The organism is Halomonas sp. SpR8, from assembly GCF_031010195.1.
Taxonomy (GTDB): domain Bacteria; phylum Pseudomonadota; class Gammaproteobacteria; order Pseudomonadales; family Halomonadaceae; genus Vreelandella.
In genome coordinates this window covers 40745-55823 of the sequence record NZ_JAUAMC010000002.1, presented here as the reverse complement: position 1 = coordinate 55823, position 15079 = coordinate 40745, and the positions used below count along the sequence as shown (strand labels likewise).

Genomic DNA, 15079 nt, shown 5'->3' with positions numbered 1-15079 from the left:
CGCTTTCGGCAGTTAACTAGGTGTTTCTTAGTTGCTGCCGAAAGTTTAAAAGGAAAGTGCCGTGAGTGTCGAACTTGAAACAATAGTCGATAAAGAAGACGCAAAAAAAAGCGGCTCACTGAATCGAGTATTAGATGGTATTGCCGTTTTATGTATCTTAACCGCAGGTATATTACTCGTTGCTTTGATCGCTATATTTGGTTGGTTAGTTTTCGGTCGATATGTGCTTAACAACACGCCTACTTGGGTCGAGCAAGCAGCACTAGTGATGGTGGTTTATATCACTTGTTTAGGGGCTGCAGCGGGTGTGAGGCACCATACCCACCTTAATATTGATTTTGTTCGTGAGAGCTTTTCAGGCCCTATACGAGGCTTTATGCATCACCTCGCGGATCTTTTTATTCTCTTTTTTGGCGGCTTTATGGCTTTCCAAGGCTGGACACTCGTAATGACTAACTTGGAAAGGGCAATTCCCATGATAGGCCTGTCAGAGAGTTGGCGTGCAGCCCCGCTGGTGATATGCGGTGCGCTAATAATGCTTTTTGCAGCCGCTGATATTGTGCAGCGCTTACTAACTCGAAAAGTTAAGAGGGTTTAAACGATGGGGCTTATCATTCTTTTCGGGATTTTTTTTCTAGGCCTTTTAGTTGGTGCGCCGGTCGCCTTTGCTGTTGGCTTAGCTGCGGTTGTTACCTTCCTGTATGAAGGCTTGCCGCTATTTGTTGCCTTTCAACGCATCCTGTCTGGTATTTCGGTTTTTTCATTGCTCGCTATTCCCTTCTTTATATTTGCTGGTGAGCTAATGATGCACGGCGGTATCTCCACTCGCCTTGTGCGCTTGGCATCAGCGATGGTGGGTAAAGTGCGCGGTGGTTTAGGAATGGTAAATATTAGCTCTTCCATGCTGTTCGGGGGAATCTCTGGTTCGGCAGTGGCAGACACCTCGGCGTTAGGTTCTATCCTAATCCCGGTGATGAAAGAGAAGGGGTACGACGCCGACTATGCCGTGAACGTCACCGTAACTTCATCGATTGCGGGCGTAGTGATCCCCCCTAGCCATAACATGATTCTTTATGCCGTCGCGGCGGGTGGTGGTATCTCCGTTACCCAACTGTTTATCGCTGGTATTGTCCCAGGTATTTTAATGTGCGTTAGCTTAGCCGTTGCTGCTTATATTGTAGCGGTGAAGCGCGGTTATAAGGGCGAAGCTTTCCCTGGCTGGCATGCATTGATGGTCAGTTTTTTCGCCTCTTTGCCTGGCCTGATGACTGCAGTGATTATCGTCGGCGGGGTGCTCTCGGGTATTCTGACTGTGACAGAATCCGGTGCCTTCGGCGCTATCTACGCTATTATCGTGACCGGTCTGGTTTATCGTGAATTGACCTGGGCCTCTTTTAAAGCCGCTGTTGTTCAGTCGGTAAAAACCACCTCGCTGGTAATGATTTTAGTTGGGTGTGCATCGGCATTCTCTTACCTGTTAGCGCTCTACAATGTTCCGGAAATGCTGACGACAGGCCTGATGGCGATTTCCGATAAGCCGCTGGTTATTTTCCTTATGCTTAATATCATCCTATTGATTTTAGGTATGATTATGGACATGGCTGCGTTAATCCTTATTTGTACGCCTATTTTTCTGCCGGTAGCCATGCAGTTCGGCATGGATCCGATCCAGTTTGGCATTATTTTGATGATGAACCTGGGGTTAGGGCTGTGTACACCACCCGTAGGGGCTTGTCTGTTTGTCGGATGTGTCATCGGCAAAATTAAAATCGAGGAAGCGGTACGCACTATTTGGCCGTTCTTCTTAGCACTGTTTGCAGCCTTAATGCTGGTGACTTACGTACCCGCTATCTCTTTGACGTTACCCAGCTTTTTCCAATAAGGGCGCTTTCAAAAAGCCGCTAAAAAGGATAGATCAATTATGAAAGTCGTCACCGTAAACACCCATATACTCGATTACCAACTTGAGGCGGCGTTTGAAAGTGCCTCTATGCATTTTTCGCGCCGCCAGCACTGCCTGGTCGAAATCGTCTGCGATGATGGCACCATTGGCTGGGGCGAGTGCTTGGGGCCAGCTAAGCCTAACGCTGCGATTGTGGGGGTCTACGCCCAGTCACTAATAGGCGAAGACCCGCTGCAAACGGAAAAAATATGGCTAACGCTCTATAACCGATTACGCGACCAAGGCCAGCGCGGCTTAACCGTGACGGCTTTGAGCGGGATTGATATTGCGCTGTGGGATATCAAAGGTAAGCATTTTGGCGTGCCGATCTCTACGCTGTTAGGCGGGCGCTTTCGCGAGAGCGTGCGCGCTTATGCCACCGGCTCGTTCGCTCGGGCAGGTGTTGACCGAGTCACCGATATCGCCGCCGAAGTGGCAGGCTACCGCCGCGAAGGCTTTCACGCCGTTAAGATCAAAATCGGCTTCGATGTCGAGGAGGATCTGGAGGTGATTGCTGCCGTGCGTGATGCCATCGGTCCGGATATGCGCATGATGATAGATGCCAATCATGGTTACGACTACCTGGAAGCCATTGAGCTAGGGCAGCGCGCCGCGCCGTTTGGTATCGACTGGTTTGAAGAACCTGTGCTGCCCGAGCAAATTTCTACCTATGAAGCCGTTCGCGCCGGGCAGCCGATTCCTATTGCCAGTGGTGAAAACTGGCACGGTCGCTATGCCATGCAGGCGCCGTTGTCACGTCGTGCGGTCGATATTGTGCAACCGGATATTTGTGGCGTAGGTGGTTTTAGCGAAATGCGCCGAGTCGCTGATATGGCGGCCATGCACGGCGTGCGTTTGGTGCCCCATGTATGGGGTACTGCGGTGTGTTTGGCCGCCAGCCTGCAATTTATGGCCGCGCTACCGCCTAACCCGCCGCGCCGCAAGCCTATTGAACCTATTATGGAGTTCGACCGTACCGAAAACCCTTTCCGCCAGGCTATTGTTCAAACACCCCTTGAGCATACCCAAGGGGTCATGACGATTCCTGATGGCCCTGGGTTGGGTATTGAGATTAATCGCGACGCGCTGTCTACCTACGCGCTCAAGGAGAAATAACGTTGTCTATTCCCGCTAATACACGTCCGTTAACAGGACCACCACCTGCATTAAAAGCGCCTGCAGGAGCAACAGATTGCCATGTTCACCTTTATCTACCCGGCTATGAAGCGCAGCCTGGTGGCCCCAAAATCCCTGAACTGGCCACCGTTGCTGACTACCAAAAGCTTCAGAAATGGCTCTCGTTGGAGCGCGTTGTGGTGACCCAGCCCAATGCCTACCAGTTTGATAATCGGGCGATTTTACAGGGTGTGGCGGAAATTGGGCAGGAGTACGCCCGAGCGATTGTAGCGATAGCGCCGGATGCTGACGAATCCCAAATTGAAGTGTTTCACGCTCAAGGAGCACGCGGTGCCAGGATTATGCAGTTGCCCGGCGGTGCTGTAGGAATAGATCGATTAGCAGAGGTGGAAGCACGGATAAAAGCCTTCGGCTGGCACTTGATGGTGCAGTTCAATGGCCGTGAGCTTGATGACTATCTGTCCACGCTAAAAGCGATCGAAACCGATTACATCATCGACCATATCGGCAAATTTATGCCGCCGGTGGCCGCTGACGACCACCACGTTGACCAACTGCTTAGCTTGCTGGATCGCGGTAATGTATGGATGAAAATCTGCGCGGGATATGAAGCCAGCCTGAGCGGCGGACCTGAGTATGCCGATGTCGGCCCCATCGCTAAGCGGCTTATTGGGCACGCTCCCGAACGGATTATATGGGGATCCAACTGGCCGCATGTTGGCGTACCTAGAGAACAGTTTCCAAGCGATCCCGAACAGTTAGATGTTTTGTTGCATTGGGCGGATGAGAGCACTCGTCAAAAGATTTTGGTGGATAACCCCGCAGCGCTTTATGGCTTTTAACCCTTCAGTTATTAAAAGTCTGTAGCTAAAAATAGAGTAAGGAGTTTATATGTTAAACCGTATTCTCGTGACCGGTGCGGCCGGGGGGCTTGGCAAAAGCCTGCGGCCTCATCTTCGTACACTCGCCAAACATGTCCGGCTATCCGATATTGCTGATTTAGGTACAGCGAGCGAGGGCGAGGAGCTGGTTCAAGCTGACTTAAGCGATGCGCAGGCCGTTGCCAGTCTAGTGCGCGATTGTGATGGTATCGTTCATTTAGGTGGGATGTCGGTAGAGAGCCCGTGGGAAGCCATTTTGCAGGCCAATATTATGGGTACCTACCACCTTTATGAAGCGGCTCGGAAGCAAGGTAAAACACGCATTGTGTTTGCCAGTTCCAACCATACCATCGGTTTTTATGAGCGCCATCAGCGTATCGACACCCAGGTAGTACAAAAGCCGGACTCCCTGTACGGCGTGTCAAAATGTTTTGGTGAAAACCTCGCTAGCCTGTATCACGACAAATTTGGTGTCGAGACACTAAGTGTTAGAATCGGCTCGTGTTTTGATAAGCCTGCTGATACCCGCATGATGGCCACTTGGCTGAGCCTAGCCGATTTCGTCAGTCTTTTGCAGCGTGCGTTTGTAACGCCGCGTTTAGGGTATACGGTGATCTACGGAGCGTCGGATAATGCTGAGAAATGGTGGGACAATTCTCATGCCGGCTTCTTAGGCTGGCGTCCGCAGGATAGCTCTGAGCCATGGCGGGTTGAAACGGAACAGCTTGACCGCGATATTGATAAAGATGACCTAGCCGTGCGGTATCAGGGAGGTAAATTTACTAAAATAGGCCATCCTAACGACGCTTAGTGGTGCTTATAAGACCTAGGTTGTACGATATAATACAATTAGTTGATTAATGAAGGATAGCTTCCATGGCCAAACCCAGCGCAACGGCATCTGCCCTAAAACCGCTTAAAGTAACTAAAGTGACGCAGCAGGGAAGCTTGTCCGTGCATGTGGCCGACCAACTGGAAGCGTTGATCACCCAGGGTAAAGTCGCGGTGGGGGAAAAACTCCCTACCGAGAACAGCCTGTGTGACTCCTTTGGTGTTAGCCGCACTGTGATTCGTGAAGCGATTACCCATCTTAAGTCTCTGGGGCTAGTGGAGACCCGGCGAGGCGTAGGCACCTCGGTGCTGCGCTCTTCCACAGTAGAGGCGCGTCCTGCAGAGCGTATTAATCCCACGACTGTGGAAGATATCTTGCACCTGCTGGAACTGCGGCTAACCTTAGAGCCAGCGGCGGCTGAACTGGCTGCCTTACGCCATGACGATGAAGATCGTCAGCGGTTGGAAGCGCAGCACCTTGCCTTTAGTAACGCGTATGCTGGAAAAACCCAAGCCCGTGAAGAGGATTATCTATTTCACTTTGCGATTGCCACCGCGACCAAAAATCCCTTTTTCCAATCTTTCTACAAGCAGTGGAGTCAGAGCGTGATCCCCCGCGCCAAACTGCTGAGTATTGATATTAATCCGATCTCCTCCGAGCGCTATTTAGAGCGCGTTCAGGAAGAGCACAGTTATATTCTCGAAGCTATTCTTTCCCGCGATGCGCAAGCTGCCCGCGAAACAATGTTTCAGCACCTTAACCGGGCGCGCAATACCTATGCCCAGTATCTGGAAAAGTAGTAACGCGCACAGTAGCAACGCGACACGGGCGACCCAGGGTATCACTGACCATTTAAGGAGCGACGTATGACAATGCGAGGCGAAATGCTGATTGGACAACAATCAGTGACCGGCACCCAGGCCAACATTCAAGCGGTTAACCCTGCAACCGGAGAAAAGCTTGAACCTATTTATGTCGGCGGCAGTCGAGCTCACGTTGAGCAAGCCTGCGAGCTGGCAGAAACGGCCTACGCCACCTACAGCGAAACGTCGCTCGAAGAGCGCGCGACCTTTTTAGAAACCATCGCCAGTGAAATTGAAGCGATTGGCAGCGAGCTTATCGAGCGGGCTATGGCCGAAACCGGTCTGCCTCAAGCGCGCATCGAGGGTGAGCGGGGCAGAACCTGCGGGCAGTTGCGGTTGTTCGCTTCAGTTGTGCGTGCTGGTGAGTGGCTTGATGTACGCATCGACCCGGCCATGCCTGAGCGTCAACCACTGCCGCGTGCCGACCTGCGCCAGCGTCATATCGCCCTGGGCCCAGTCGCTGTATTCGGCGCCAGTAACTTTCCGCTAGCATTTTCGGTAGCTGGTGGCGATACCGCTTCAGCCCTGGCTGCTGGCTGTCCGGTGGTAGTAAAAGGCCACTCTGCGCACCCAGGTACCTCAGAGCTGGTGGGCAAGGCGATTCAAAAAGCTGTGAAAGCCTGCAACTTACCCGAGGGCGTGTTCTCGCTACTGTTTGGCGCCGGTAATGAAATCGGTCAGGCGCTAGTTGATGATCCGCGCATTCAAGCGGTTGGTTTCACCGGCTCGCGTAGTGGTGGTATGGCGCTGATGCAAACCGCCCAAGCACGCCCTCAGCCTATCCCTGTCTACGCTGAGATGAGCAGTATTAACCCTGTCTTCTTACTACCCGCAGCCCTGAAAGCGCGTGGTAAAGACCTGGGCGAAGCCTTTGTCGGTTCGCTCAATATGGGCGCGGGCCAGTTCTGCACCAACCCCGGTCTGGTGGTTGCAGTAAAAGGCCCGGAGCTTGACGCCTTCATCGAGACAGCACGTGGTGCAGTGGAAGCTAGCGGCGCACAAACCATGCTGTCGCCGGGTATCCACCGTGCCTATCAAGAGGGTGTGACCAGCCTAAGCGGCGCAGCCAACGCACGCGAAATTGCCCGAGGCCAAACCGGCAGCGACTATCAGTGCCAAACGGGCCTGTTTGCTGCCTCAGCGAGCGATTTTCTCACTTCTGAAGCGTTGCAAGCGGAAGTGTTTGGCGCTAGCTCGCTGATTGTTGAGTGCGAAGATGCGTCGGAAGTAAAGCGCGTGGCTGAACAGCTGGAAGGCCAGCTCACCGCCACACTGCATATGGACAATGCCGACCTGGATGCCGCTAAAGCGCTGCTGCCCACCCTTGAGCGTAAAGCAGGACGTGTTCTCGCCAATGGTTGGCCTACCGGTGTCGAGGTTTGTCACGCCATGGTGCACGGCGGGCCGTTCCCGGCTACGTCTGATTCGCGCACGACCTCAGTCGGTTCCGCGGCTATTCACCGTTTCTTACGGCCGGTTTGTTACCAGTCCCTGCCTGAAGGCTTGCTGCCCGATGCGCTTAAAGAGGGCAACCCGCTTAAGGTGTCGCGGTTAGTTGACGGCAAACGCGAAATTTAAAAGATAACTTTCACTATTGAAGTTCGAAAGCAGGCATTGAATGCCTGCTTTTTTTAGCGCGGTTTTTAAAGACGCGTTTAATAAAATAAGTATTAAAAATAGAAGGTTAGTTGTGATATGAACGAGAATATTACTATTTCTCTACAACACGCCGAAGCGCTGAGTAACAAGGTGCTCACCCATAATGGCTTTAGCCAGCCCCATGCTGACGCGATTACGCGCAGCGTCATGGCAGCCCAACGCGATGAATGCCATTCCCACGGTTTATACCGGCTGATTGGGTGTGTCCAAACCGCCTTGAACGGCGGTGTTGATACCCAAGCCGAGCCGACCATCACTGACCAAGCAGCCAGTGTCGTCAAGGTTAATGCCAATAAGGGCTGCTCGCTGCTGTCGTTTGAAATGGGTAAGCCTCATCTGATTGAGAAAGCTAAACGCAGTGGAATTGCGGCGCTGGCGATTAACAACAGCTTTCACTTCTCCGCCCTGTGGCCCGAAGTGGAAGCGCTTTCAGCAGAAGGGCTGGTAGCGTTGGCCATGACACCCAGCCACGCCTTTGTGGCTCCGGCGGGTGGTACTTCGCCGCTTTTGGGCACCAACCCCATCGCTTTCTCTTGGCCCCGTCCAGGGAATACGCCCTATACGTTTGACTTTGCCACCAGCGTGGTCGCCCGTGGCGAGATAGAGCTTCATCGGCGAGCGGGTAAGTCGATCCCCGAGGGGTGGGCGATCGATAGTGAGGGGAACTCGACGACTGACCCGGTGGCCGCACTCGCTGGCGCGATGTTGCCCTTTGGCAGTTATAAAGGCTCGGCGCTTTCCACCATGGTGGAGCTGTTGGCGGGCCCACTGATTGGCGACCTGCTAGGCCATGAAACCCAAGCAGCGAATGCAGAGAAAACTGGCAAGCCTTTTCATGGCGAACTAATTATCGCGATGTCACCTGAGGCTTTTCTAGGTAAGGACGCAGCGAGCCATCTCAAACACGCTGAAGTCCTTTTCGAGGGTATTCTGGGTCAAGGTGCACGCTTGCCTTCCCAGCGTCGCTTTGAGGCGAGGGCGCGTAGTCAAGCCAATGGTATTACCTTCCCCAAGGCGCTCTATGACGAGCTCAACGAACTGACTGTCCAATAACCGCGTTACTCCTAATGCGATGAGGCACTGTTGGTAGAGTCGCTGGTGAGAGTGTGTGGGGATAGCGTGGGTAAGAGGGAACAATCATGCTTGAAATATTAGCCATCACCACGCCGATCTTTTTAATTATCGGTATGGGCTTTGTGGCTATGCGATTGAGGATCGTTAGCCGCGAGCAGATGCAGGGTGTCGGCAGCTTCGTGATGTACTTTGCGCTACCTGCGCTAGTGATCCGTGCCCTAACGCAAAACCCGCTTGAGGAGGTATTTAACGTCGATTATTTATTGGCCTATGGATTAGGCTCGGCGACCATCTTCTCACTGGCTTTAGGGCTAGCCGTTTTTATCATGAAAAAATCCCTGCAAAACGGCGCTATGTTTGCCCTGGGGATGTCGGCCTCCAATAGCGCCTTCACCGGCTATCCCGTTGCGGCAATGGTGTTAGGGCCGCCGGCGGCCACCTTTATGACGTTAAGTATGATTATTGAGAATTTGCTGATCATACCCGCCGCGTTGATACTGGCGGAGATGGGACGACAGTCGGGTGGCGGTCTTTCTCGCACGCTTAAGCAGACGGCTAGTCGGCTGATAAAAAATCCTGTCTTGATGGCCATTTTTATAGGCGTAGTGATCGCCTTATCGGGGTTTAGCTTGCCAGGCCCAGTGACCAAGGCGATTGATATGGTGGCTAACGCGGCTGGCCCGGCGGCACTTTTTGTTATCGGGGGAGCAATCTATGGTCTCCATGTACGTGGTGTGGTCATGGATGTCAGCCATATCGCGGTGGGTAAACTCATTCTCCATCCGTTGGCCATCGTGTTGGCTTTTTTAATCATGCCTACGTCAGATCCACTGCTGCTTGCGGGAGCGATTCTTTTCGCTGCTGCCCCCATGGCGAGTATTTATCCGCTGTTAGGTCAGCGTTACGGCATGGCAGACGTGGCCGCAGGCGCCTTAATGGCCGCTACGCTGGCCTCCTTTGTGACGTTTAGCGTGGTGATTGGGTTGATGCGTTATTTCGGGGTGCTCTCATAGTGGCACTCGCTTGGTCGTCGCTGTTTATGCTTTGTTTGGCGCGGGGGTGGTGACAATTATTGTGCTGCTTCAATAAATGCCTTCGCCCTGGGATCCTGCATATAGGCAGCGTTGAGCCGCAGCCAGGGTGTCGGCTGATGATCAGCAAAGAATAAGTGCCCCGGCGAGAGGGTGATCTCCCACCGGCTTGCCAGTTGATTCAGGGTTTCAGGCGTGATGGCCGCTGGGGGCTTTGCCCATACAAACATGCCGCCTGCGGGTTCGGTGTAGACCTCCCAGCCAGAGTGGTGAAGCAGCGCTAAGGCCATTGCCATTTGACTGGAGAGCTTGGTTCGCAGCCGCTCGGCCAATTTCCGATAGCTGCCGTTTTGTAGCATGGTGGTGATGACCTGTTCGGCGAAGCGTGAAGAGGAGATGCTGGTCAACATTTTAATGTCCACCAGCCGTTGCACAAGTGGTGTGGGCATGGCGATAAAACCTACCCTTAGCGAAGAGGAGAGGCTTTTAGAAAAGCTGCCCAGGTAGAGAACGCGCTGCAAACCATCCAGCGCCGCTAATCGCGTTGTCGGGGTGTGCTGGAAATCCGCGTAGATATCATCTTCGATAATCTGAAAATCATGCTGTTCAGCTAGCTGTAACACTCGGTGCGCCACCGCCGCGGTAAGGGTGCTGCCCGTGGGGTTATGGAACACGCTGTTAATGTAGAACAGCTTAGGGCGGTGCTGTGCTAGTAACGCTTCCAGATGCTCAATATCCGGCCCGTCAGAAAGACGCGGCACGCCAATCACGCGTATGCGCTGCAAATGCAGCAGCCCGAATAGGTTGTAATACCCTGGCGACTCGACAAACACCACGTCGCCGGGCTCCAGCAGCATGCGTACTAATAAGTCCAGTGAATGGCTGCCGCCGCCCGTCATCACAATTTGCTGGGCGTCTGCGGTAATGGCCAGCGGGCGCAGGCGTTCTTGAATTAAGCTGCGCAACGCTAACGGCCCATGGGGCGTACTGTACTCAAAAATTTCCGAGCGGCTTTTGCGCGCCACCTGACGAATCGCGTGGGTAAGGTCGTCGCTCTCACGCCAGTGGCTGGGCAGCCAGCCGCAGCCCAACTTAAGCGTATGCTCGTTAGCACTGAACAGCCCCCATAGCCCGTTAGTCACTTCCTGCAGGGAGTTGTCAGACGCCGCGTTAGATAGCGTTGTGGCATGATCGGCGACATAAAATCCTGAGCCGGGTTTTGAGCGTACTAATCCCGCGGCCACCAGCCGTTCATACGCCTCAATCACTGCATTGCGGCTAATGTCGTGGGTAGCTGCTAGGCGTCGGATAGAGGGCAAACGGCGACCGCCGCCTGCGCCGTGCTGTTGAATCCAACAGCGAATGCCCTCTTCGAGCTGTTGCGTAATCGGGGTAGCAGCGTACCGGTTCACCGTAAGTTTCATAACAGGCCTTGTTGCCTTCAACCGTTCGCTAAAAAAGCGGAACAGTGTCGCGATAATGATGGTTAAGTGTACCTTACCCATCGCCCTTAAGGATGCGAGCGTAACGGTTCAATTGATTGCTTAGTCAGGATAAAAGCTATGAACCGAGCTATGAGCCGCTCCCTTAGCAGCAGCGGTGCCGTCCGTCTGGCGTTTGCGCTGTGTATGATTACAACCGCGGTCAACTTACCGGCCCCACTTTACAATGCTATCGCGGCGCGGGACGGCTTGGGGGTTGGCGCCACCACCTTGGCGTTTGCGTGCTATGTGGCCGGCATTATGCCGGTCTTACTGGGATTGAATGGCTTGGCCGAGCGGGTAGGGCGCAAAGCGTTGATTATTACCGCGCTATTACTCAGCCTTTGCGCGACCAGTCTCTTACTTATTGCGCCCAGTTTGCTGGCGCTGGGAGCTGCCCGTTTCTTGCTGGGAGTGGGAACGGCCCTGATGTCGGCGGTTGCGCCCGCGTATATGCAATCGCTGCTAAGCGGTGAAGACTCACGTGTAGCCACCAACTATGTCACTGCCAGCACCGCGCTTGGGTTTGGTCTTGGGGCCGCCGTGACCAGCCTGTTTCTCTTGCATACACCCAGCATTTCGCCTCCCAGCTTATGGCTTTATCTGGTTGCCGCCTCGCTCGCGTTGGTCTTGGCCATGACGCTTAAGGAGAACCCGCCGAGTACCATGAAAAGCCCTATGCTGCGCCTTCCCCGCTTTCCTAAAGGCGCATTGCCCTTTGGGCTGGCCATTATGTTGGCGTGGGCAGTGGTGGGATTGGTTATTGCGGTTCTACCTTCGGCGTTGCGTCAGCACGAATTAACCGCCTGGAGCGGTTTCGCTACCTTCGGTATTTGTAGCTGTGGCGTACTGTTTCAGCCTTGGGCAAGAAAGCTTTCGCCCTATCGGGCTACTCTGTTGGGGCTGGTTATTCTACCGATTGCCTATGGGCTGGTCGCTTGGGGGGCCGTTCAAGGATATCTCGTGGCCGTGCTACTGGGCGCCGTGGTGGCCAGCAGCGCCTGCTATGGGTTTATCTATTTGGGTGGGCTAAGTGGCGTATTGGCGCTCGCTGGAGCATCGTCTACCCAAGCTAGCGCCGGGTTTTTCTTGCTGGCTTACCTAGGCTTCAGTCTGCCCGTTATGACAACGGGCGTACTTATCGACTACCTGGGCCATGCGGCCGCCCTCACGCTCTTTGGCGCTATTTTGCTCGGTGCTGTTATCGCGGTCACCGGTCTGCTGGTCAAATCGATACGTCTCTTATTCGACTAGCAGCCCGCATGAGGGTGCCGCCCAACGGGTATTGGCGGTAAACACCACGTCACACACGACGGGCGAGTAGTAACGGCGCACTTCGTCATCAATACGCGCCCGCAGGGCATCTTGGGTGCTTATTGAAGCATAAGCTGAGGTATCGGCTGAGGCCTCGGGCGTTGTCGCAGGCAGCACCACATGCACGATGACATACAGCAACCGGCCCGGTCGCACGATGCGCACGCGCACTTCTTGCGTGTCGGTGTCTGCCAAGGCCCGCGCGACTGCTTGGCGAACGGGCTGCGCGATGGTTTCTTCCGGGGTTTTGTTGAGCAACTCTTGCAGCGCTTGGGAGGCCATGCGTATGGGTACGCCCAAACAGAGCACCACCACTGCAATGACAAGTACTGAATCCACATAGGGAAGAATCGTCTGCCAATCTAAATGCTCAAACAGCATCACCAGGCAGAAGGCGGCTAACACGGCGGCAGAGATAACGCTGTTAACCAGCCAATTCAACTTGTCTGCCGCGACCAGGGGGCTGCTCATGTGACGCTGACTACGGTGCATTACCCAGGCGGTTAACGAACAGGCAGCGGTAGCGAAGAGTGCGTACAATACCGCCAAGCCCGCTGCAATTTCGCGACCGCCCGTCAGTAGCGCGGCAATCGCATCGACCAAGGCAAATATCGAGACGCCCAGAATCAACAGCCCTTTGCACAGGTTCACCAATGATTCAAAGTAGCTGTAGCCAAACGGATAGGAATCGCTGTCGGGTCGGCTGGCCAGTTTGCTGACCTTAATGGTCACCAGCGCGACGCTGAAATAGATAAGATTAAATAATCCATCCAGCAGGATCGCTTGGGAGTTAGACGCTAAAGTGGCGATGATGCCCGCACAGCCAATCAACAACGCCATAAAAGCGGAAAAGGCTAAGGTTCTTGCTTCTGTCTTCACGGCCGTTCTGCTCCAATGCACACATGATCAAAATAGCCGGTAAGCATAGCAACTTCGGTGGTCACAATGTCAGCGATTTATCGAATCCGTGTCTTCGCTCTGTTGTGGAAAGCGCGATAAGTTCTACTACCCTTATGGGGCGTTTGAAGGGTTAACGTCGGTGCCATTTGAGGTCAGCGGCGAGTGGGCGCAAGAAATACTGCCTAATGCGCAAACAGAAGTGATCAAAGACGGCCCACGCTATTAATGCTACCCCCACTCCGATGAATTGAATGCTGCACTAATTAGATTTTTAGAAGAGTCATAAAAAGGCATTGAGAGTTACCTTAATGGTAACTCTCAACTTCTTAGGAACTCATCCATCCGCCATCGACGCATAAAATGTGCCCATTGATATAGCGTGAGGCGTTAGATGCTAAAAATACGACTGAACCTTTAAGGTCTTCAGGTGTTCCCCATTCTCCTTGCGGAATTCTTGACGTAATATACTCATAGCGTTTTTTATCTTCTCTAAGAGCTTTAGTGTTATTTGTAATCATATAGCCAGGGGCAATTGCATTCACATTGATACCTTTACTTGCCCACTCATTAGAAAACGATTTTGTTAAGCCTGCGATTGCATGTTTGCTAGCAGTGTAAGCAGGTACTTTTAAGCCTCCTTGAAATGTAAGCATTGATGCAATATTAATAATTTTTCCAGACCCATTCGCTATCATGTGATTACCAATTTCTCGCGTTAGTCGAAAAACTGAATTTAAATTCACATTAATAACGTCATCCCAGTCTTCATCAGAAAAGTTCTCAGCATTATTTCGTCGAATTATTCCTGCATTATTAACAAGAATATCGATTCTCCCTTTTTTGTTTATTGAATCTTGGACGATAGAAGTAATTTCAGCTTGCTTAGATAAATCTGCTTGAAGTTGATGAAATTCACGGCCCGTTTTTTCTACTTCCTTCATTGTTTCATCTTGATTACTTCGAGAAGCAATCCCGATAATATCAGCGCCTGCTTGGGCTAGCCCAATGGCCATGCTTTGACCTAATCCAGTAGAAGAACCTGTGACCACGGCTACTTTGCCTTTCAATGAAAAATAGCTGTTCATAAGTATTCCTTATTGTTCTGCGTATAAATAATGATTTTGAATTTATCTTAAGTCTTCAATAGGAATAAAATCCATATCCTTAAAGGTATAGTTTTCGCCCGCCATTGCCCAAATAAACGTATAGTTTTTTGTGCCTACCCCAGAGTGAATCGACCAAGGCGGTGATATGATGGCTTGCTGATTTTTTACAAGTAAGTGGCGTGTTTCTTCCGGTTTCCCCATAAAATGAAACGCTCTTGTCTCTTCATCCATATCAAAGTAAAGATAAATTTCTGACCGTCGATCATGAACATGGGGAGGCATTGTGTTCCACATATTATTTGGCTCAAGTAACGTCATACCCATCATCAATTGGCAGCTTTGAATACCTTCGCCATGAATGTATTTGTAAATAGTACGGTTGTTAGATTCAGCATCAGAGCCTAATTTGGTAGGAACTGCATCCTTTATAGTTAAAACTTTTGTTGGATACTCTTTGTGAGCGTTGGAAGAGACAAAGTAAAATATTGCAGGATCGGATGAGTCATTACTGTGGAAAATAATTTCTTTATTGCCTAAGCCAATGTATAGGCAGTCGCGTTTATTTAATGAATAGGCTTTTCCATCTACTGTTATTTTTCCTGTTGAGCCAATATTAACGATACCGATTTCACGCCTTTCTAAAAAAAAATCGGTGCGTAAAGTATCCCCTGCATCCAGCTTTATTGTTTTTTTAAGTGGAATAGTACCACCTACAATTAAGCGATCATAATGTGAATAAACCATATTTAACTCATCGCTTTTAAAAAGAGATTCAATCAAAAAATGATTTCGTAAGGATTCAGTCGTGTAGTTTTTTACATCTTCAGGGTTGGATTCATGTCTAATTTTCATTATACTT

General features: G+C 51.9%; 15 protein-coding genes. 11 read left to right on the top strand and 4 right to left on the bottom strand.

The genetic code is table 11. The features are described 5' to 3' along the window. The first annotated feature begins 61 nt into the window (after positions 1 to 61). From QT230_RS03750 to QT230_RS03710, 9 genes are all read left to right on the top strand, one after another. Positions 62 to 598, top strand: coding sequence for a TRAP transporter small permease (locus QT230_RS03750; protein WP_308320202.1), 537 nt, complete (start codon positions 62 to 64; stop codon positions 596 to 598). A gap of 3 nt (positions 599 to 601) precedes the next feature. Continuing rightward, complete coding sequence (locus QT230_RS03745; RefSeq protein ID WP_308320199.1) at positions 602 to 1882, top strand: TRAP transporter large permease; 1281 nt, start codon at positions 602 to 604, stop codon at positions 1880 to 1882. Positions 1883 to 1921: 39 nt separating this feature from the next. Then, positions 1922 to 3058 carry a mandelate racemase/muconate lactonizing enzyme family protein gene (locus tag QT230_RS03740; RefSeq protein ID WP_308320197.1) on the top strand — a complete coding sequence of 379 codons (1137 nt, stop codon included), beginning with the start codon at positions 1922 to 1924 and terminating at the stop codon, positions 3056 to 3058. A 2-nt stretch (positions 3059 to 3060) separates the two neighbouring features. Beyond that, a complete protein-coding gene (locus tag QT230_RS03735) occupies positions 3061 to 3921 on the top strand; it encodes an amidohydrolase family protein (protein ID WP_308320194.1) in 861 nt (286 codons plus the stop codon). A gap of 49 nt (positions 3922 to 3970) precedes the next feature. Next, a complete protein-coding gene (locus QT230_RS03730; protein ID WP_308320192.1) occupies positions 3971 to 4771 on the top strand; it encodes an NAD(P)-dependent oxidoreductase in 801 nt (266 codons plus the stop codon). 65 nt (positions 4772 to 4836) lie between these two features. Then, a complete protein-coding gene (locus tag QT230_RS03725; RefSeq protein WP_308320191.1) occupies positions 4837 to 5592 on the top strand; it encodes a FadR/GntR family transcriptional regulator in 756 nt (251 codons plus the stop codon). 66 nt (positions 5593 to 5658) lie between these two features. After that, entirely contained in the window at positions 5659 to 7233 is a 1575-nt protein-coding gene (locus tag QT230_RS03720) for an aldehyde dehydrogenase (NADP(+)) (RefSeq protein ID WP_308320190.1), read from the top strand. Positions 7234 to 7350: 117 nt separating this feature from the next. Further along, positions 7351 to 8367, top strand: coding sequence for an Ldh family oxidoreductase (locus QT230_RS03715; RefSeq protein WP_308320189.1), 1017 nt, complete (start codon positions 7351 to 7353; stop codon positions 8365 to 8367). A gap of 86 nt (positions 8368 to 8453) precedes the next feature. Then, the gene (locus QT230_RS03710; RefSeq protein WP_308320187.1) at positions 8454 to 9401 is read left to right on the top strand and encodes an AEC family transporter; all 948 of its coding nucleotides are present in this window, start codon (positions 8454 to 8456) and stop codon (positions 9399 to 9401) included. A 56-nt stretch (positions 9402 to 9457) separates the two neighbouring features. On the opposite strand, the gene QT230_RS03705 is transcribed toward QT230_RS03710, so the two are convergent. Continuing rightward, complete coding sequence (locus QT230_RS03705) at positions 9458 to 10843, bottom strand: PLP-dependent aminotransferase family protein (RefSeq protein WP_308320186.1); 1386 nt, start codon at positions 10841 to 10843, stop codon at positions 9458 to 9460. A gap of 138 nt (positions 10844 to 10981) precedes the next feature. Here QT230_RS03705 and QT230_RS03700 point away from each other — a divergent pair, with 138 nt between their 5' ends. Continuing rightward, on the top strand, positions 10982 to 12154 hold the full coding sequence (locus QT230_RS03700) for an MFS transporter (protein WP_308320185.1): 1173 nt from the start codon (positions 10982 to 10984) through the stop codon (positions 12152 to 12154). Here QT230_RS03700 and QT230_RS03695 read toward each other — a convergent pair. After that, positions 12143 to 13093 carry a cation diffusion facilitator family transporter gene (locus QT230_RS03695; protein WP_308320183.1) on the bottom strand — a complete coding sequence of 317 codons (951 nt, stop codon included), beginning with the start codon at positions 13091 to 13093 and terminating at the stop codon, positions 12143 to 12145. The genes QT230_RS03700 and QT230_RS03695 overlap by 12 nt on opposite strands. Before the next feature lie 88 nt (positions 13094 to 13181). On the opposite strand from QT230_RS03695, the gene QT230_RS03690 reads away from it, so the two are divergent. After that, positions 13182 to 13340, top strand: coding sequence for a hypothetical protein (locus tag QT230_RS03690; protein WP_308320182.1), 159 nt, complete (start codon positions 13182 to 13184; stop codon positions 13338 to 13340). A gap of 100 nt (positions 13341 to 13440) precedes the next feature. Here the strand turns inward: QT230_RS03690 and kduD are convergent, their stop codons facing one another. Together kduD and kduI are read right to left on the bottom strand one after the other, a co-directional pair. After that, positions 13441 to 14199 carry a 2-dehydro-3-deoxy-D-gluconate 5-dehydrogenase KduD gene (gene kduD / locus QT230_RS03685; RefSeq protein ID WP_308320181.1) on the bottom strand — a complete coding sequence of 253 codons (759 nt, stop codon included), beginning with the start codon at positions 14197 to 14199 and terminating at the stop codon, positions 13441 to 13443. Positions 14200 to 14241: 42 nt separating this feature from the next. Next, positions 14242 to 15072: a 5-dehydro-4-deoxy-D-glucuronate isomerase gene (kduI, locus tag QT230_RS03680; protein WP_308320180.1), complete on the bottom strand. Its 831-nt coding sequence runs from the start codon at positions 15070 to 15072 to the stop codon at positions 14242 to 14244. Positions 15073 to 15079 lie beyond the last annotated feature (7 nt).

Coding starts and splice junctions, on each gene's coding strand:
- kduI (WP_308320180.1), bottom strand. CDS start 15,072: ATGAAAATTAGACATGAATCCAACCCTGAAGATGTAAAAAACTACACG.
- QT230_RS03730 (WP_308320192.1), top strand. CDS start 3,971: ATGTTAAACCGTATTCTCGTGACCGGTGCGGCCGGGGGGCTTGGCAAA.
- QT230_RS03740 (WP_308320197.1), top strand. CDS start 1,922: ATGAAAGTCGTCACCGTAAACACCCATATACTCGATTACCAACTTGAG.
- QT230_RS03725 (WP_308320191.1), top strand. CDS start 4,837: ATGGCCAAACCCAGCGCAACGGCATCTGCCCTAAAACCGCTTAAAGTA.
- QT230_RS03705 (WP_308320186.1), bottom strand. CDS start 10,843: ATGAAACTTACGGTGAACCGGTACGCTGCTACCCCGATTACGCAACAG.
- QT230_RS03700 (WP_308320185.1), top strand. CDS start 10,982: ATGAACCGAGCTATGAGCCGCTCCCTTAGCAGCAGCGGTGCCGTCCGT.
- QT230_RS03720 (WP_308320190.1), top strand. CDS start 5,659: ATGACAATGCGAGGCGAAATGCTGATTGGACAACAATCAGTGACCGGC.
- QT230_RS03745 (WP_308320199.1), top strand. CDS start 602: ATGGGGCTTATCATTCTTTTCGGGATTTTTTTTCTAGGCCTTTTAGTT.
- kduD (WP_308320181.1), bottom strand. CDS start 14,199: ATGAACAGCTATTTTTCATTGAAAGGCAAAGTAGCCGTGGTCACAGGT.
- QT230_RS03710 (WP_308320187.1), top strand. CDS start 8,454: ATGCTTGAAATATTAGCCATCACCACGCCGATCTTTTTAATTATCGGT.
- QT230_RS03715 (WP_308320189.1), top strand. CDS start 7,351: ATGAACGAGAATATTACTATTTCTCTACAACACGCCGAAGCGCTGAGT.